The sequence below is a fragment of the Bacillus sp. UNC125MFCrub1.1 genome, assembly GCF_000701305.1.
Classification (GTDB): Bacteria; Bacillota; Bacilli; order Bacillales; family Bacillaceae; genus Bacillus; species Bacillus altitudinis.
The window spans coordinates 186,075-203,756 of record NZ_JNIG01000013.1; the positions used below are offsets into that span (position 1 = coordinate 186,075).

The following is a 17,682-nucleotide window of genomic DNA, read 5'->3' on the forward strand; positions in this document are numbered from 1 at the left end:
AATATGTGCTAAAGCTTATGCTTCATTATAAAAAAAGAACCAATGAATTGATATACGGCGGTGGTCTGAATCTGTGATAAGACCCTGTCATATCCATCAACAAAAAAACCGCCTCTTCCATGAGGCGGTTTTTGCAATTTAGCGTTTTTTGATTTCTTCAAGAAGAATCTTGTTGACCATCGGTGGGTTTGCTTGTCCCTTCGATGCTTTCATGATTTGTCCGACTAAGAAACCAATCGCACGGTCTTTTCCATTTTTGAAGTCTTCAATGGATTGCGGGTTGTTATCAAGAGCTTCTGTGACAAGTTTGAGCAGTGCACCTTCGTCAGAAATTTGGACAAGTCCTTTTTCTTTGACGATTGTTTCTGCGTCGCCCCCATTTTCGATAAGTTCTTTGAATACCTTTTTGGCAATTTTAGAAGAAATCGTTCCTTTTTCGATAAGCTTGATCATACCAGCCAGTCCTTGCGGCGTTAGCTTCGTATCTTCCAGCTCTTTTTGAGCCGAGTTCAAGTAGGCAGATACTTCACCCATGAGCCAGTTTGATGCTTGCTTCGCTTCAGCACCTTCTGAAATGGTCGCTTCAAAGAAATCAGACATTTCTTTTGTCAGCGTCAGTACCATTGCATCATATGCAGGAAGTCCAAGTTCATCAATGTAGCGTTTGCGGCGCTCGTCTGGAAGCTCTGGAATCGATGCTCTTACACGTTCTTTCCACTCGTCATCAATGTATAGCTCCACCAAATCTGGTTCTGGGAAGTAGCGGTAATCATCAGAACCTTCTTTGACACGCATGAGGATCGTCTTTTTAGACGCTTCGTCATAGCGGCGAGTTTCTTGTTCGATCAAGCCGCCAGAAAGCAATACTTGCTCTTGACGTTTTTCTTCGAATTCAAGACCTTTTTGGACGAATGCGAATGAGTTCAAGTTCTTGAGCTCTGTTTTCGTTCCAAACTCTTCACGGCCGATTGGACGAAGAGAAATGTTGGCATCACAGCGCAGTGAGCCTTCTTCCATCTTACAGTCAGAGACGCCTGTATATTGAATAATGGATTTTAATTTTTCTAAGTAAGCATACGCTTCTTCTGGCGTACGAATATCAGGCTCAGATACGATTTCAACAAGTGGTGTACCTTGACGGTTGAAATCGACGAGTGAATAACCGTCGCCTGTGTGCGTCAGTTTTCCTGCATCCTCTTCCAAATGAAGACGTGTAATACCAATTCGTTTTGTTTTGCCGTCTACTTCAATTTCAATCCAGCCGTTTTCACCGATCGGTTTATCAAATTGAGAAATTTGATACGCCTTTGGGTTATCAGGATAGAAATAGTTTTTACGGTCAAATTTTGTATCAGTTGCAATCTCACAGTTCAGTGCCATTGCTGCTTTCATCGCAAAGTTCACCGCTTCTTTGTTCAGCACAGGCAGTACGCCTGGATAACCAAGATCGATGACACTTGTTTGCGTATTGGCAGCCGCACCAAAAGGCGTCGGTGAGCTTGAGAAAATTTTTGATTGTGTTTTGAGCTCTACGTGGACTTCAAGTCCAATTACCGTTTCAAAGTTCATTCTGATTCACCCCTTACAGTTCAGGTTTTGCTTTATGATGATCTGTTGCTTGTTCGAAAGCGTGAGCCACGCGGTAAACGGTTCCTTCATCAAAGTGTTTACCGATGATTTGCAGTCCTAACGGAAGACCATTTGCAAATCCACAAGGCACACTGATTCCTGGGACGCCTGCAAGGTTAACAGGGATCGTTAAAATGTCGTTTGCATACATCGTGAGTGGATCGCTTGTCTTTTCACCAATGTTAAATGCCGGAGTTGGTGTTGTTGGTCCTACAATGACATCATACTTTTCGAAAACATCTTCAAAGTCTTTTTTGATCAGCGTACGGACTTTTTGTGCCTTTTTATAGTATGCATCGTAATACCCTGAGCTTAGAGCGAATGTGCCAAGCATGATGCGGCGTTTGACTTCGTCTCCAAAGCCTTCAGAACGGGTATTTTTATATAAATCAATCAGGTTGTCTGCATTGTCTGTACGGTAGCCATATCGAATACCGTCAAAACGAGCAAGGTTTGCAGATGCTTCTGAAGATGAAAGCAAGTAGTAAGTCGCAAGCGCATATTTAGAATGAGGAAGAGACACTTCTTCCCATGTGGCACCAAGTCCTTCTAATACTTTCAACGCTTGAAGAACAGACTCTTTTGCATCTTCGCCAACACCTTCGCCAAGATATTCTTTTGGCACAGCGATTTTCAAGCCTTTGATGTCGCCAGTTAATGAAGAAAGAAAATCTGGGACATCGACATTTGCACTCGTTGCGTCCATTTGATCAACACCAGAAATCGCTTGAAGAACATATGCATTGTCCTCAACATTACGCGTAATTGGCCCAATTTGATCTAATGATGAAGCAAATGCGATTAAACCGTATCTAGATACACGGCCATACGTTGGTTTAAGACCAACAACACCACAGAATGATGCCGGCTGACGAATGGAGCCGCCTGTATCTGATCCTAGAGAGAATGGTACTTCTCCAGCTGCAACTGATGCTGCTGAGCCACCACTTGACCCACCTGGAACTGTGTTTAAATTCCACGGGTTTTTCGTTGCTTTGAAGCCAGAGTTCTCCGTAGAAGATCCCATCGCAAATTCGTCCATGTTTAATTTACCGATTGTGACAGCTTCCGCTTCTCTTAAGCGGTTCACAACGGTTGCATCGTAAATAGGATCGAAGTTTTGCAAGATTTTACTTGATGCCGTTGTACGTAAATCTTTCGTCACGATGTTATCTTTGACACCGATCGGCATACCGAACAATAGACCAAGCTCGTCCTTTTCACCAACGGCCTCGTCCAATTCTTTTGCGTACGCACGTGCTTTCTCTTCGTCCAGCGCTAGGAATGCTTGTACTTTCCCGTCTACTTCATGGATTCGTTTATAAGACTCGTCCACTAAATCAGAAACAGACAGTTCCTTTTTATGTAAAAGCTCTTTTAATTCAGAAATTTTGTGGTCAAACAGTGACATGCCTCAGGCCTCCTTTAGTCCAAAATTGATGGCACACGAATATAGCCGTCTTTATGATCAGGCGCGTTTTTAATGACTGCCTCAATGGAAAGACCTTTATTCGGAACATCTTCTCTCATGACGTTTTTCATTTTTAATACGTGTGTTGTTGGTTCAACGTTTTCCGTATCTACCTCGTTTAACTGCTCTGCAAATGAAATGATGCTATCAAGCTGTTCTGTAAACATCTCAGCTTCTTCTTCTGTAATTGCAAGCCGTGCCAAATGCGCAACATGCTTTACTTCTTCTATTGAAATTCTTGACATGCAGGTTCACCTCCAAAAATGATACGTGTTCGTGGTCATGATCATAAGTCATATACACTTTATCATATCAAATTTTACTGTTCTAAAGCAACTTTACGAGGACGCCCAGAAAGGCTTTGTCCACTAATATGTCATTGTGATGCAGCCAGTGTCTAAAATATTCATCAAGTTGACTTTTTATTTTTCAGAAAATTTTTTCTTTTATTTAATTTAGTAAGCGCTTACATATAGACGCTTATCACGCATTCACGTATTTTTTTTGTCTGATGGGGATGTTTAAGAAGGTTGATCACTTGGGAATACTCTGATAGGTTAAGTAACCATAGCAGTGAGCAGACAGTTCAATAGGCTGTTCTTTGTATATTTTGATTGAGGTGATGTCAAATTAATACGAAAAAGGTGATATGGAAACATGAGTATTGAGATTGTAATTTCTCTATCTATTTATTTTATTGGAATGCTTGCTATTGGCTGGTATGCATTCAGAAAAACAAATGACTTGAATGATTATATGTTAGGCGGACGCGGGTTAGGTCCTTATGTAACGGCTCTATCTGCTGGTGCAGCTGATATGAGTGGGTGGATGCTGATGGGGCTTCCAGGCGCTATGTATACAACTGGCCTTTCATCTGGATGGCTTGCTGTTGGTTTAATTAGTGGGGCTTACTTAAACTATCTATTCCTAGCGCCACGATTGAGATCATATACAGAAGTTGCTGATGATGCAATTACCATTCCAGACTTTTTTGACAAACGGTTTAAAGACTCATCTACTTTATTGAAAGCTGTCTCAGCTGTCATCATTATGATTTTCTTTACGCTTTACACCTCATCAGGTATGGTATCAGGCGGACGCTTATTTGAATCAGCGTTTGGTGCTGATTATATGTTTGGTTTAATCTTAACTTCTAGTATCGTGATTTTGTACACACTATTCGGCGGCTTTTTGGCAGTTAGTTTAACTGATTTTGTTCAAGGAGCTATTATGTTTTTAGCATTAGTGCTCGTGCCGATCGTTGCCTTTACTCAATTAGGTGGACCTGTTGCCACATTCAATGATATTCAACAGATTGACCCTAAATTGCTTGATATTTTTAGAGGAACGAGCGTCATTGGCATTATTTCCTTCCTCGCTTGGGGACTCGGTTACTTTGGACAGCCGCACATTATTGTTCGCTTTATGGCGATTACGACTGTAAAAGATTTAAAGCCAGCACGTCGTATCGGTATGAGCTGGATGATTGTGTCTGTCATTGGTTCACTATCTGTCGGTTTAGTCGGCGTGGCGTATGTTCATGAAACAAGCACCACTTTGGCAGACCCAGAAACCATCTTTATTGTGTTTTCTAAAGTGTTATTCCATCCATATATTACTGGATTTTTACTTTCTGCCATTTTAGCTGCAATTATGAGTTCAATTTCTTCTCAGCTGCTTGTCACTGCAAGTGCGATGACAGAGGATTTATACCGTACATTCTTTAGAAGAAAAGCCTCTGACAAAGAACTTGTGATGATTGGACGTATCTCTGTACTAGTCGTAGCGATTGTTGCCATTGGTCTCTCTCTAAACCCAAGTGATACGATTCTTGACCTTGTCGGTTATGCTTGGGCTGGATTTGGATCTTCATTCGGTCCAGTCATCTTGTTATGTCTATACTGGAAACGAATGAATCATCATGGCGCTTTAGCCGGAATGATTGTTGGGGCTGTTGTCGTTCTCGTTTGGATTTCAACAGGCTTAAACAACACGACTGGATTGTATGAAATGGTTCCTGGATTTATTTTAAGTGGTTTGACTGCTATTATTGTCAGCCTCTTAACAAATAAACCGTCTAAAGCTTCTAAAAAGCTATTTAACAAAATGGAAGACCATCTCGAAGAAGAAACAAAATAACCAGACATGAGGAGTCATCTGCATTATGCGGATGACTCTCTTTATTTTTCAATAAAATGCTTTTCTTTCTCCCGTTTCTGAATAAAATAGAAGTTGTGCAGCCATATGGGCTGTGAGAAGATCATATACATGATGTGAAACGTACATGAAGTGAAAGGAGCGATACGCATGTTTTGGACAATTGAATGGGATACGGTCTTGAAATTAGCCGTTGCCACCTTAATCGGTTTGATCATCGGTCTTGAACGCGAACTTAAGAAAAAGCCGCTTGGGCTGAAAACGTGTATTGTCATTGCTGTCAGCTCCTGCGTATTAACCATCATCAGCATTGATGCAGCCTACAATTTCCCTCGAGTCTCTAAGCTTCAAATGGACCCACTCAGGTTACCGGCGCAAATTATATCTGGTGTTGGTTTTATTGGAGCAGGTGTGATTCTTCGCAAAAGCAATGACGTCATCTCAGGTCTTACGACATCTGCGATGATTTGGGGAGCAGCAGGACTTGGGGTTGCAACAGGTGCAGGTTTTTATAAAGAAGCCTTCCTCAGTCTTTTCTTTATTCTTGTCAGTGTGGAATTTTTACCTTGGCTCTTCCAGCGGATTGGACCCATTCGCTTACAGGAAAAAGAAATCCGCATCAGAATGTCACTTTCTGATCGAAACCGCATGACAGAGATTTTAAAAGAAATGAAAGCACTCAATATTCGTATTCATTCTGTACGTATTGATGATTTAAAGGAAAAAGACTATCCGATCATGGAAGTACGTGTTCGCGTACATAAAGACCGCTATACAACCGATGTGTACTTTGATATTAAAGATTTAGAAGGCGTTGTTGGTGTGAAGTGTGATACAGTGTAGGATAAAAAGCCCCTTGCTATGTGAAACAGCAAGGGGCTTTTGATTTATGTTGTTAGCTGATGAAAGTCAAAAGGCGTAATTGGGGTTTTGTCCTCAATTTCCTTTCGAAAACGCGCCAGTATGGCACTTTCGTCAGCGCTTAGTGTTCGGAGATCAAATGCTTGATGTAAAAGCCCATAAATAAGCATATGACGCAGCATAAGGAAATCTGGTATTGTCGCCAACCATGCGTCATCAAGCTCATTCTCCTGTCGATAGCCTTTGAGAAAATGGCTCATAAATTCACCCGTAAATTCAGCTTTATCCTCATACGGAATCACCGGATACCAAAGAACGTTGTATAGCAAAATGCTCATATCGTTGATAAACCAGTGATACCCACAATCATCAAAATCAAATGCAATGATTTCTCCCTGATGATAATGGAAGTTCCCGTGATGTAAATCCGCATGCACCAGTCCATAGACATCCTTGGATATTCGGAGCTGGTGAAGCTTTTGCATCAGTTCATCTTTTCTCTGCAACACAACCGTTTGATCAGAGGGAATATACGTTTCAAGCTTTAATTGCTCCTCCTCATACCACTCTTGACGCTTATAGCGAGGATCTTTCACTTGATATTGTTTAGTCGTTTGATGCATACGCCCTGTATAGGCTCCTAACGCTTGAAACAACTGTCCATTCCAATCTGCTTCGGTCACTTTTCTGCCAGGCGCCTTTTCGTACACTCTCAGCAAAAAAGCGCCTCCTGCTTGATCGGGAATCGCTTCAACATCTTTTCCTCTTGCGGATAAAACCGGTTTAGCTACTGAGATTCCATGTTGAGATAAATACCGAATCCAGTCCATTTCTCCTAAAATATATGTGCGAGAGCGGCGTATGGTATGGGTAATTTTCAATATATAACTCGACCCTTTTTCATCCGTATATTCATACACATAATTTTCTGCATCGGCTAGAAATGTGACCTGTTCTGGCTGAAAATGATAGAGTAGAGCCGCTTTCTTTAAGACCATTTGTTCATCGTATCGTGCTTTTACTTCTTTATGCATGCTGATTCTCCTTTTATCGTCTTTTTACTTATACATGACGGTAATCAGCATTTATACGAGCATCAACATACCTGCCTTTCCTTTTGATTTCCTCACATACTTTGACAAAAGTTGAAAGATTCCTCTAATTAGAAATAAAAAACCTTTGCAGTCCTAGGAAGGACGAGTACTGGCGCGGAGCGAATGTCACATTCGTGAGCACCAGCACTCAGGACTGACAAAGAATGTGAGATTTGTCTACACGCTAAAAACCGCCAAAAGGCGGTTTTTATTTAGTCATATATATGGACCGTTGGTTCTTTGTCTTCAGCATTTTTTGTGATGAGGGCTTCTTGCTGATCAGAAGAGGTGATGTTGATTTCTATATTGGTGCTCTTATAGTAATCCATGACTTCACCTGTTAAGTATTGCGTGAATGCCACGACTTCTGTTTTGCCGTAGAATTGCATTGGAATTTCTACTTTCATTTTTTGCAAGTTCCCGTTTTTATAGAAACCTTTGCCTACCACACCTGTGTAATTCGGGAAGTAGTCTTCTACCTTTGTCTTGAAGCGGTCAAATCGCTCTGAATCATCTTTGTAGCTGCTCTTGGCATTATCTGAAGGGAAGAAGACATTCTCTTCTTTAATCGTATCCCAACTGCCAATATCAGCTGATCCTGCTTTTACATCAGTTTTAGCGATGAAGTTTCCTGGAACAATAGATGATTTTGGTGCTTGTTTATAAAGAGCAATCATGACTGGGACTTTTTGCAGTCCGTCCATTTGACGAATTCGTTTAATGACTTGTTCCGCAATTTTTTCGCCCTCTGCTAAAAGTTTCTTTGAATTCTTCGATGAATCGATGGTCACCTCTTGCTGAGGATCTCCGATATTTTCGCGATAATAATAGACAGAGTTAAGCGCAAGACCGATAACAACCCCGCCAAGCTGTAAGCTATTTTTATCTTTTCTGATTAAGTAATTATGTTCTAGCATGGAAGCTAAGTAGATTGGACTATTTTCATTTTTTGACTTTGTTGAACCTGAGTTTGGAAGAGCAGGGTTTAAGCCTAAGTTCTTAAAGTCTTTGTCTTCTTTTTCAGCTTTTTTCAGATCACTGCCTGTTTTTTTGCGGGCAAGCCAGCTGAGAACAGTATCTTCATCTAAATGCTGTCCTTCTTGGAACAGATAGTCGTTTGTATTGAATGATTCTGTTGCCAGGCGCATGAGTCCTGTTTCAAATTCATCAATGTCTAAGCGTGTATTGAGACGCTCTGCAGTTAGTCCTCTTGCCGCTCCTTGTTTAAACGGCAGCACCATTTTGTAATAGGAATCAGAGATGTTGTACATTGGGATGATCGCTGTTTCTTTCGTTTCATCCGTTTTTTGTGTAACCTCTTCCTCATCCTTTCCCCCAAAAGGTGCACACGCTGACAATACCAGTGTGAGCATTGTCAGCAGCAATAGCAACTTTTTCAATAGAAAACACTCCTCTTATTTCTTTAGCTCCTCGAGCATTTTGGCTTCGTCCCAAATTTCAATATTGAGTTCTTCTGCCTTTGTCAGCTTGCTTCCAGCTGCTTCGCCGGCAATGACTAAGTCTGTTTTTTTACTTACGCTACCTGCTAACTTGCCGCCTAATGCTTCGATCGCTGCCTTTGCATCATTTCGCGACATTTCTTCTAATTTTCCCGTCAGCACAATCGTTTTTCCTGCAAAGTAGGAATCACTTTCTTCTACTTTCACCGGTTTTGGCCCTGTGTAGGTCATATTGACCCCAAGTTCTTTTAGTTCATTTAGCAGATCTAGTATTTCTTCTTTCTCAAAGTACGTGACGACTGCATCGGCCATTTTTTCACCAATTTCATCTACTTCAAGTAATTGTTCTTTCGTTGCTTGTTTTAACTGATCGATATCCTCAAAGTGCATGGCCAACGTCTTCGCTGCTTTAGAACCAATAAATCGAATACCGAGTCCAAATAATAACCGTTCAAGAGAGTTTTCTTTCGATTGCTCGATCGAACGCAGTAAGTTATCGACTGACTTTTCGCCCATTCGTTCTAGCTGAATCAACTCTTCTTTTGTTAAACGGTAAAGGTCTGATACACGAGAGACAAGCTGTTCTTTGAAAAGTTGTGTAATGACTCGCTCGCCTAGCCCATCAATATTCATCGCATTACGAGACACAAAGTGAATGAGTCCTTCACGTATTTGAGCGGGGCATTGTGGATTGATGCACCGAAGCGCCACTTCTCCTTCAATTCTGACCAGCTCACTATGACACTCTGGACATTCAGTCGGCATGTGAAACGGCTCTTCTTCTCCTGTTCGCTGATCAACAAGAACCCCTGCAACCTCTGGGATAATATCGCCCGCTTTTTTGACAATCACTTGATCAAAAAGGCGGATATCCTTCTCTTTGATTAAATCTTCATTATGAAGAGATGCACGTTGCACTGTCGTCCCTGCCACTTTTACAGGCTCAAGAATCGCTGTTGGGGTGATGACGCCAGTACGCCCCACACTTAGTTCAATATCAATCAGCTTCGTCACGACTTCTTCGGCCGGAAATTTGTACGCAACAGCCCAGCGTGGACTTTTTGCTGTGAAGCCTAGTTCTTCTTGCTGAGCCAATGAATTGACTTTAATGACAATGCCATCGATTTCGTATGAGAAATCAGCACGCTTTGTTTTCAGTGTTTCAATGAGGTCGATCACTTCTTCAATGGTTTGGCACATCCGTCTTTCTTTGTTCGTTTTAAAGCCAAGCTCATCGAGAAGATCAAGTCCTGCGCTTTGCGTTTCAACACCAATTTCATCAAGCTCCGCTATACTGTAGACGAAGATATCAAGGTTTCGTTTCGCTGCAATTTTCGTATCGAGCTGACGAAGTGAGCCAGCAGCCGCATTACGCGGGTTCGCAAACGGCTCTTCTTCGTTTTGTAATCTTTTTTCGTTAAGGGCTTCAAAAGAAGGTTTTGGCATAAATGCCTCGCCTCTCACTTCAATCGACAGAGGCCGATTGATTTTGAGCGGGATGGAACGAATGGTTTTGAGGTTCTCGGTAATATCCTCACCTGTTGTGCCATCACCCCGCGTGGCACCCCGGACAAACACGCCATTTTCATAACGGAGAGAAACAGCGAGTCCGTCAATTTTCAGCTCGACATTGTAAGCGACGTCGTCACCGACTGCTTGACGAACCCGGCGGTCAAAATCAAGAAGGTCCTGTTCATGAAACGCATTGCCGAGACTGAGCATCGGTGTGCCGTGACGTACTTTTTGGAAGGCGTCTAAAACAGCTCCTCCTACTCTTTGCGAGGGTGAATCCGCTGCTTTTAAATCAGGGTATTCTTCCTCCAGAGAAATCAGCTCACGCATCCGCGCATCATATTCAGCGTCAGGAACACTTGGACGATCCAGTGTGTGATATTCGTAGTTGTATTGATTCAAAATCTGGTGTAGTTCCTCGATCCGGCGTTTCGCTGCTTCTTTATCCATCTGCTTCTTCCTTTCACTTCATCCGTTTTGTCAGTCCTATCAGTTTATTGCTTTTCGATTGGCGCAAATGCGGCAAGGAGACGCTTAATGCCTGTAGGGCTTGGGAAGGCAATATCAAGCTCTGTACTATCTCCACTACCTTTTACACTCACAACCGTGCCAACGCCCCATTTTTTATGAGCGGCTTTATCACCGACAGCCCAGCCAATGCTGCCGCCGCCTGTGTTTTGAATGGTTTGCGTTTGGGGACGTGAGACAGGCCCTCGTCTTTGCGGTCTTTCTCTCGTTTGGCCAAACGGTGTTTTCGTTTCTTTTTTCTCATTTAGGTTGTCCAATAAATCAGCTGGTATTTCTCTGATAAATCGTGATTCCAGATTCATGTTCGTCCGGCCGAATAACGTTCTCATCTTCGCACTTGATAAATAAAGCTCTTCTTCGGCCCGTGTGATCCCTACATAAGCAAGACGGCGCTCTTCTTCCATCTCGGCATCTTCCATTAGTGAACGGCTGTGCGGGAAGACGCCTTCTTCCATACCCATTAAGAACACAACAGGGAATTCAAGTCCTTTTGCTGCGTGGAGGGTCATTAAAATGACCGCATCCTGATCTTCTTCCTCAGCCTCATCCAGCTTATCAATGTCTGCGACGAGGGCGAGGTCTGTCAGGAAGGTGACAAGTGATTTATCTTCATTTTGTTCTTCAAAGTTTTTAGTGACCGATAGAAACTCGTCAATATTTTCTAAACGGCTTTGTGCTTCAATCGTTTTTTCGATCTTCAGCGCTTCACGGTAACCTGTTTTCTCTAGGATCTCTTCCGTTAATTCAGTGACAGATAAATAATCCTGCATGTTTGTCATTTGGTCAATGAGCTGTTTGAACTCATCAAGTGCATTGGCTGCTCTTGCACTGAGTCCAATGAAATCCACCTGACCAAGTGCTTCAAACATAGAGAGATCATTCATTTCTGCGTATGCGGCAATTTTATCAACAGAAGTCGCCCCAATTCCACGCTTTGGTACGTTGACAATGCGCGCAAAACTAATGTCGTCATCTGGATTTGCCACAAGGCGTAAGTATGCCAAAATGTCCTTGATCTCTTTTCTGTCATAGAACTTCGTGCCGCCGACGATGTTGTATTGAATGTTCGCCTTCATTAACGTTTCCTCTATGACACGTGACTGAGCGTTCGTTCGATAGAGGATCGCAAAATCAGATAACTTACGCTTGCCGCTCTGATGGAGCTGACGTATCTTGCCAGCGACAAATTGACCTTCACCGAATTCATTATCTGCACGGTAATAGGCAATCTTCGCTCCTTCGTCATTTTCTGTCCAAAGGTTTTTTGGCTTACGGTTTGAATTGTTTTGAATGACCGTGTTTGCAGCATTCAGAATACGTTTAGTCGATCTGTAATTTTGCTCAAGCAAAATCACTTCACTGGACGGATAATCTTTTTCAAAGGAAAGAATGTTTGTAATATCCGCTCCACGCCAGCGGTAGATGGACTGATCCGAGTCACCGACCACACATATATTTTGAAAACGCTGAGCGAGCAATTTCACAAGCATGTACTGCGCTCTGTTTGTATCCTGATACTCATCGACATGAATGTATTGGAATTTTCGCTGATAGTGTTCTAATACTTCAGGGATCCGCTCAAACAGACGAATCGTCATCATAATAAGATCATCAAAATCGAGTGATTGGTTTTTGAGTAATCGTTTTTGATAATCTGTGTAGACGTCGCTGACCACTTGATCGTAAAAGTCACCGGCTGTTTTTGCGTATTCCTCTGCGTCAATGAGTTCGTTTTTTGCACTACTGATTGAACCTAAAATGCTACGTGGATCAAACTTTTTAGGATCGATATTTCGTTCTTTTAAAATGTTTTTAATGACTGAAAGCTGATCAGATGTGTCTAATATAGAAAAGTTGCGATTCACACCAATACGGTCAATATCGCGTCGTAAAATGCGCACACACATGCTGTGGAACGTAGAGATCCAAATGTCATCCGCACCAGGCCCTAAAATGGCTTGTACACGCTCACGCATTTCTCTTGCTGCTTTATTTGTAAAGGTAATCGCTAAAATATTCCACGGTGCCACATGCTTTTCTGCCATTAAATACGCAATTCGATGCGTGAGCACTCGTGTTTTTCCACTACCTGCTCCTGCCATCAGTAGCAGCGGCCCGTCTGTTGCTTTGACCGCTTCTTTCTGCGCGTCATTCAGCCCTTCTAATAGATGATTCGATATTTCATTCATTTCATTCACCGCCAATTCGAACTTATGTTCTATTTTAACCCGTTTCGTCTTGTTTGACTATGATGACTTTTTCACTGCGTCGACTGTCTTTAACGCTTCTTGAAAATTGTCATAAATGACGTTTCCCACTACGACAACGTCTGCATGCTGTGCAAAGTCTTTCGCCTGCTCTTTGCTTTCAATACCGCCGCCATAAAATAGAACCGTTTCATGTAGCACTGCTTTGGTTTCTTTCACAAGCTCTATGTCTCCAAGCGTCCCGCTGTATTCTAAGTAAAAGATGGGCAGTTTCATCAAGTGCTCTGCCACTCTCGCATATGCCCTTACGTCATCTATATCCAGTGCCGTATTTGCCTCTGTCAGCTTAGCCGCTTTACACTCTTCGTTTAAGATGACATATCCTTCCGGCACAATCTCTTCCATTGACATCAAATCACCGTATTCCTTCATCGCATCCTTATGCAGACCAACAATCCAATCAGGATGAGCGCTGTTTAACACAGTGGGGATAAAATACAAGTCAAAGCCAGGCACAATCATCTCATGTGTCGAGATTTCAAGGACACATGGCACAAGAAAGCGGCGCACCTTTGACATCAGTTGCAGCACGTTGTCTTCTGTCACGTTGTCACTGCCGCCAATCAAAATGGCATCCGTACCGGATTCACAAATCGCTTCAAGTTGTTCATCGGAAATCTCTTTATTTGGATCGAGTTTAAAGACATGCTTCCACTCGGTAACATCATACATGAAAAACGTTCCTCCATTCGTTTCATTCCATTTAAATATTATAACAAAATCAGACACCGCAAAAAATGGGTAACCTCCTTCAGCTAAAAGTTTCATTCTTTTGAAAATAGTCGATTTTCACTTTAGGCGAGGTGAATGGAGACTATATGAAAACTCCACTTCAAGAGGAGCTGAGGGAGATCAATAGATGGATGCTGAACTGAAATGAGAGCTACTTCATCTCATCACATGATATTATACACGAAAGGAACATTTTACTATCGACCAAGCAGGTGAATGATTTGAAAAGAACCATCACATATGATCAAACGATCGACATCGGATACATCTATCTCATCCCGCCTCGAATCGGGACAATCAAAGAAACCATTGAATTAGACGTGAATGAATGTGTGAACGTAGACATCGACAAAGAGGGCCGAGTGGCTGGGCTGGAGTTATTTGCAGAAGAAGCCAAGGTGTTGAAGCACACACCCGTTTATGAGGACGAGCTTTCGTTACGTTTTACGGATCAGGAAGTTCTCTCAACCTATCATTTATCGGGCATTGAATTTCTTTTCTCGACGCCTGATCACAAAGGGTTGATCGGTTTTACGATTGTCGATCCTCTTCGATATCACATCAAAAAAAAGACAAGAAAAAACCGTTTTGAATGGTCAAAACGGTTTTTCTAAACTATTGTCTCACTTCATTAAAATAATGAACAGATGTCATGGCCCCTTCATCGACCATCTTGTTGTCTTGAATATCTAACGGATCAGGGTGACCAGCTTTTTCAGGAACCTTTTCATCTGATCGGAACATCCTTGCCCATTTTTTGAGATGCTGTTTATTTTTCACTGCTAATAACACTGCACCACCAACCCCTAATCCTGCAAGTACATACGCATTCGGACGCTTATTCATGTATGTTCCCTCCCCTTATGATCTTATTTGTAAGTTACCCCGCCTCTTCATTTCTAAACGTCACAATCTGTTGAAGTGGTTTCTCTTTCAATGAAAAGTGGAATAACAACAATAATGATAGAGAAAAGAGGGGATTTTCGTGACAACAACTTTCATCGTCATTGGCGCATTATTAGTGATTTTTTTCATCATACCAATCATTTTATTCATCTGGATTTGGATGCGAGATGAAAAACAGGAAGAGCATTCTGTCCTACGAAATTATCCGGTCATTGGAAAGCTACGGTTTATTTTTGAAAAAATAGGACCTGAGCTTCGTCAATATCTGTTTCTAAATGATCGAGAGGAGCTTCCTTTCTCAAGAAGAGAATACGAGCAAGCTGTCATGTCTGGGAAGTACAAAAGCCGGACAATGGGCTTTGGATCAAAACGTGATTTTGACAAGCCTGGTTACTATATTCGCAACGTCCTATTTCCAAAGCAGCGAGATGAGTTACGCATCGATCAATCTGAAAAAATCCAAACAAAAGTGTATCAGATCGATCAAGACAATTTGTTGAGAAGAAGTGAACATACCAAAGAGATCGAAGCAAAACCTTACTATCTCCATCAAGACGATGTACAAGTGATAGGCGAGCACACATGTCAAAAGCCTTTCCGTGTAAAAGGCCTGATTGGTCAGTCAGCCATGAGCTACGGATCTTTAGGCGACAGGGCCATTACAGCATTATCCTCAGGATTAAAGATGGCTGGCGGTACGTGGATGAACACAGGTGAAGGCGGGCTTTCTCCCTATCACCTCAAAGGCGGAGCTGATATTATATGCCAGATTGGGCCTGGTCTATTTGGCGTGAGAACAGAGGATGGCGCTTTTTCCTTTGAAGAGTTTAAGAAAAAAAGCGAGCACGAGGAAGTCAAAGCCTTTGAGCTGAAGCTGGCTCAAGGAGCTAAAACACGCGGCGGACATATTGACGGTGAAAAGGTCACCGAAGAAATTGCAAGCATCCGTAAATTGCCGCCCCACCAATCCATTGACAGTCCAAATCGATTTGAGATGTTCCACTCCATTCCTGATATGTTTGATTTCATTGAACAGTTGCGAAGTATAGGCGGAAAGCCTGTCGGCATCAAGCTTGTGGTCGGACATAAAGAAAACATTGAGGAACTTGCAGCGTACATGAAAAAAAGCGGAAAGCATCCTGATTTCATTACAGTAGATGGCGGAGAAGGCGGCACTGGTGCTTCCTTTCATGAATTGGCAGATTCCGCAGGGCTGCCGATTTTTACGGCACTCCCAATGGTTCATCAAATATTGAAAGAATACGGTGTCAGAGATCAGGTAAAACTCTTTGCTTCTGGCAAACTTCTCTCCCCTGATAAAATTGCGATTGCCCTTTCCATGGGAGCAGATTTTGTGAATATCGCACGGGGCTTGATGTTCTCGGTTGGCTGTATTCGGGCGCAAGTATGCCACACGAATAAATGCCCAGTTGGGGTTGCCACGACAGATCCAAAGCTGCAAAAAGGTTTATCCATTGAAGAAAAGAAATACCGCGTCTGCAATTATATCCTGTCCCTTAGAGAAGGTTTGTTTAATTTATGCGCAGCAGCTGGAATTGAATCACCTATTCATTTTAACGAAAAACATATTATTTTTAGACAAGAAAACGGTCAGACAAGTGAAGTCCCTATGTTCTCAGGCACAGAGCAGTCTGTCTAGCTTAAAAAGGTGCGTTTCCGCACCTTTTTTCGTTGACATTCTTGCTCAATCACGTATAAAGAACTTAATAGATCTTTGATAAGGAGAAAGAGTATGCGTGAAAAAAAGGTCCGCGGTATGAAACGAAAGACTCAACAGATCATAAAAGAAATGAACGCAAATACGCAGTCGTTTCCGGAGAATGTTTCTGACTACTGGCACCTGCCTCTACCAGCGGCTTATGATTTTATGACTTCCAACAGAACACCGAAAAAGATCAAACGTCTATGCATTCAAACTCTATTGAATAGAGCTGAGCATCTCATTGATTTGAAACCAAACGACGGGGACATATATCGTGTCGTGGTCGCAGTCGATCTGCCTGGATTATGGCATTCACAAATCATTGTGTTTAAAGGGGATTCTTATGTGAAAGATTTCTTCAACAGACAAGATGAGTATCAGACATGGCTTCCCCTTTCTGATCAGAGAAATATTCAAAAAGATTGGGATTTATCTGTTCCGCAAAATATGCGAACTATCGGTTTTAAGGAAGTAATCACTGATGACGATGAAGTGTCCTATGAAGGTGAACGATGGTTTATGGGGGAACTTGATGACATCAAATAGAGCCATTTCAAATGAAATGGCTCTTACTTGTTCAACTTCAAAACGACAAATCATAAAGAATGTTTGCAGTGAAAGCTGCTTTATTTTGTTTCGTCCGTTGCTTGTTGCTCTGCTACGCGGTCAAGTGCCATCGTATAGGCATCATTTCCGTAGTTCAAGCAGCGTTTGACACGTGAGATAGTGGCTGTACTTGCACCTGTTTCCGTCTCAATTTTATGATACGTATTTCCCTCGCGAAGCATACGCGCTACTTCAAGACGCTGTGATAAAGATTGGATTTCATTGATGGTGCACAAATCATCAAAAAATCGATAACATTCTTCCAGGTCTTTAAGGGATAAGATGGAGTTGAATAGCTGATCTAAGCTTTTGCCCCTTAATTTATCAATTTGCATCTTTATACATCTTCTCCTTTACTATTGGCACACCGCTCCGCACTGACTTTTCCGAGAAAGCGGTATCTTTCCTGACTCATTTTTTTCAACCTCAGCAATGAGCTTTGAACGAATCATGACAGGTTTGGTTCTACGCTGAAAATGCCATCAGGTTCTTTCGTAAGCCGAAGCTTCTTTATCGTAAACAAATTCGACAAGTTTTGTCATATTCCTTGTGCGACAATCTGACAAACTTGTTTGCCTCCGATATCTAGAACACTTCTGCTCTGTTAGGTCTTTCCCTAAAAAACAGTATGTGTAGAAAGCTTGGCGAGACGACAAACCTGCGCCCCGCCTTGCTTGATTATTCAAAATATGTTGGTCGGCCAGCGTAACCGACAGATTCATTTTACAATTGGGCA

15 protein-coding genes are annotated in these 17,682 nt (G+C 42.1%); 5 read left to right on the top strand and 10 right to left on the bottom strand.

Annotated features, from left to right (window positions below; translation table 11 throughout):
- Window positions 1-138: 138 nt before the first annotated feature.
- Genes gatB through gatC form a run of 3 tightly spaced genes read right to left on the bottom strand, consistent with a single transcriptional unit; the run spans window position 139 to window position 3,345 of the window.
- Window positions 139-1,569, bottom strand: coding sequence for an Asp-tRNA(Asn)/Glu-tRNA(Gln) amidotransferase subunit GatB (gatB, locus tag N521_RS11645; protein WP_007496855.1), 1,431 nt, complete (start codon window positions 1,567-1,569; stop codon window positions 139-141).
- 13 nt (window positions 1,570-1,582) lie between these two features.
- Window positions 1,583-3,040, bottom strand: coding sequence for an Asp-tRNA(Asn)/Glu-tRNA(Gln) amidotransferase subunit GatA (gene gatA, locus N521_RS11650; RefSeq protein WP_035391425.1), 1,458 nt, complete (start codon window positions 3,038-3,040; stop codon window positions 1,583-1,585).
- Window positions 3,041-3,054: 14 nt separating this feature from the next.
- The gene (gene gatC / locus N521_RS11655; protein WP_003213898.1) at window positions 3,055-3,345 is read right to left on the bottom strand and encodes an Asp-tRNA(Asn)/Glu-tRNA(Gln) amidotransferase subunit GatC; all 291 of its coding nucleotides are present in this window, start codon (window positions 3,343-3,345) and stop codon (window positions 3,055-3,057) included.
- Window positions 3,346-3,757: 412 nt separating this feature from the next.
- Here gatC and putP point away from each other — a divergent pair, with 412 nt between their 5' ends.
- Entirely contained in the window at window positions 3,758-5,239 is a 1,482-nt protein-coding gene (putP, locus tag N521_RS11660; protein WP_035391427.1) for a sodium/proline symporter PutP, read from the top strand.
- A gap of 168 nt (window positions 5,240-5,407) precedes the next feature.
- Complete coding sequence (locus tag N521_RS11665; protein ID WP_008344247.1) at window positions 5,408-6,100, top strand: MgtC/SapB family protein; 693 nt, start codon at window positions 5,408-5,410, stop codon at window positions 6,098-6,100.
- A 44-nt stretch (window positions 6,101-6,144) separates the two neighbouring features.
- Here N521_RS11665 and N521_RS11670 read toward each other — a convergent pair whose 3' ends face one another.
- The 5 genes from N521_RS11670 to N521_RS11690 form a co-directional block, all read right to left on the bottom strand.
- Window positions 6,145-7,152 carry a phosphotransferase enzyme family protein gene (locus N521_RS11670; RefSeq protein ID WP_035391429.1) on the bottom strand — a complete coding sequence of 336 codons (1,008 nt, stop codon included), beginning with the start codon at window positions 7,150-7,152 and terminating at the stop codon, window positions 6,145-6,147.
- A 272-nt stretch (window positions 7,153-7,424) separates the two neighbouring features.
- A complete protein-coding gene (locus N521_RS11675) occupies window positions 7,425-8,612 on the bottom strand; it encodes a CamS family sex pheromone protein (protein ID WP_017359802.1) in 1,188 nt (395 codons plus the stop codon).
- A 15-nt stretch (window positions 8,613-8,627) separates the two neighbouring features.
- Complete coding sequence (gene ligA / locus N521_RS11680) at window positions 8,628-10,634, bottom strand: NAD-dependent DNA ligase LigA (RefSeq protein WP_017359803.1); 2,007 nt, start codon at window positions 10,632-10,634, stop codon at window positions 8,628-8,630.
- A gap of 44 nt (window positions 10,635-10,678) precedes the next feature.
- Window positions 10,679-12,901, bottom strand: a complete 2,223-nt coding sequence (pcrA, locus tag N521_RS11685; protein ID WP_017366764.1) for a DNA helicase PcrA — start codon at window positions 12,899-12,901, stop codon at window positions 10,679-10,681.
- Between the two features lie 57 nt (window positions 12,902-12,958).
- A complete protein-coding gene (locus N521_RS11690) occupies window positions 12,959-13,651 on the bottom strand; it encodes a heptaprenylglyceryl phosphate synthase (RefSeq protein WP_035391431.1) in 693 nt (230 codons plus the stop codon).
- Between the two features lie 281 nt (window positions 13,652-13,932).
- Here N521_RS11690 and N521_RS11695 point away from each other — a divergent pair, with 281 nt between their 5' ends.
- Window positions 13,933-14,325, top strand: a complete 393-nt coding sequence (locus tag N521_RS11695; RefSeq protein ID WP_035391433.1) for a DUF2283 domain-containing protein — start codon at window positions 13,933-13,935, stop codon at window positions 14,323-14,325.
- A gap of 1 nt (window position 14,326) precedes the next feature.
- Here N521_RS11695 and N521_RS11700 read toward each other — a convergent pair whose 3' ends face one another.
- Window positions 14,327-14,557 (bottom strand): hypothetical protein, encoded by a 231-nt coding sequence (locus N521_RS11700; protein WP_035391434.1) that lies wholly within the window; start codon window positions 14,555-14,557, stop codon window positions 14,327-14,329.
- A gap of 139 nt (window positions 14,558-14,696) precedes the next feature.
- On the opposite strand from N521_RS11700, the gene N521_RS11705 reads away from it, so the two are divergent.
- Window positions 14,697-16,277 (top strand): FMN-binding glutamate synthase family protein, encoded by a 1,581-nt coding sequence (locus N521_RS11705; RefSeq protein WP_035391436.1) that lies wholly within the window; start codon window positions 14,697-14,699, stop codon window positions 16,275-16,277.
- Window positions 16,278-16,370: 93 nt separating this feature from the next.
- Window positions 16,371-16,886 carry a DUF3916 domain-containing protein gene (locus N521_RS11710; protein ID WP_035391438.1) on the top strand — a complete coding sequence of 172 codons (516 nt, stop codon included), beginning with the start codon at window positions 16,371-16,373 and terminating at the stop codon, window positions 16,884-16,886.
- Window positions 16,887-16,966: 80 nt separating this feature from the next.
- Here the strand turns inward: N521_RS11710 and N521_RS11715 are convergent, their stop codons facing one another.
- Window positions 16,967-17,281, bottom strand: a complete 315-nt coding sequence (locus N521_RS11715; protein WP_007496879.1) for a YerC/YecD family TrpR-related protein — start codon at window positions 17,279-17,281, stop codon at window positions 16,967-16,969.
- Between the last annotated feature and the right edge of the window lie 401 nt (window positions 17,282-17,682).

Coding starts and splice junctions, on each gene's coding strand:
- N521_RS11690 (WP_035391431.1), bottom strand. CDS start 13,651: ATGTATGATGTTACCGAGTGGAAGCATGTCTTTAAACTCGATCCAAAT.
- ligA (WP_017359803.1), bottom strand. CDS start 10,634: ATGGATAAAGAAGCAGCGAAACGCCGGATCGAGGAACTACACCAGATT.
- gatB (WP_007496855.1), bottom strand. CDS start 1,569: ATGAACTTTGAAACGGTAATTGGACTTGAAGTCCACGTAGAGCTCAAA.
- gatC (WP_003213898.1), bottom strand. CDS start 3,345: ATGTCAAGAATTTCAATAGAAGAAGTAAAGCATGTTGCGCATTTGGCA.
- gatA (WP_035391425.1), bottom strand. CDS start 3,040: ATGTCACTGTTTGACCACAAAATTTCTGAATTAAAAGAGCTTTTACAT.
- N521_RS11670 (WP_035391429.1), bottom strand. CDS start 7,152: ATGCATAAAGAAGTAAAAGCACGATACGATGAACAAATGGTCTTAAAG.
- pcrA (WP_017366764.1), bottom strand. CDS start 12,901: ATGAATGAAATATCGAATCATCTATTAGAAGGGCTGAATGACGCGCAG.
- N521_RS11715 (WP_007496879.1), bottom strand. CDS start 17,281: ATGCAAATTGATAAATTAAGGGGCAAAAGCTTAGATCAGCTATTCAAC.
- putP (WP_035391427.1), top strand. CDS start 3,758: ATGAGTATTGAGATTGTAATTTCTCTATCTATTTATTTTATTGGAATG.
- N521_RS11710 (WP_035391438.1), top strand. CDS start 16,371: ATGCGTGAAAAAAAGGTCCGCGGTATGAAACGAAAGACTCAACAGATC.
- N521_RS11665 (WP_008344247.1), top strand. CDS start 5,408: ATGTTTTGGACAATTGAATGGGATACGGTCTTGAAATTAGCCGTTGCC.
- N521_RS11700 (WP_035391434.1), bottom strand. CDS start 14,557: ATGAATAAGCGTCCGAATGCGTATGTACTTGCAGGATTAGGGGTTGGT.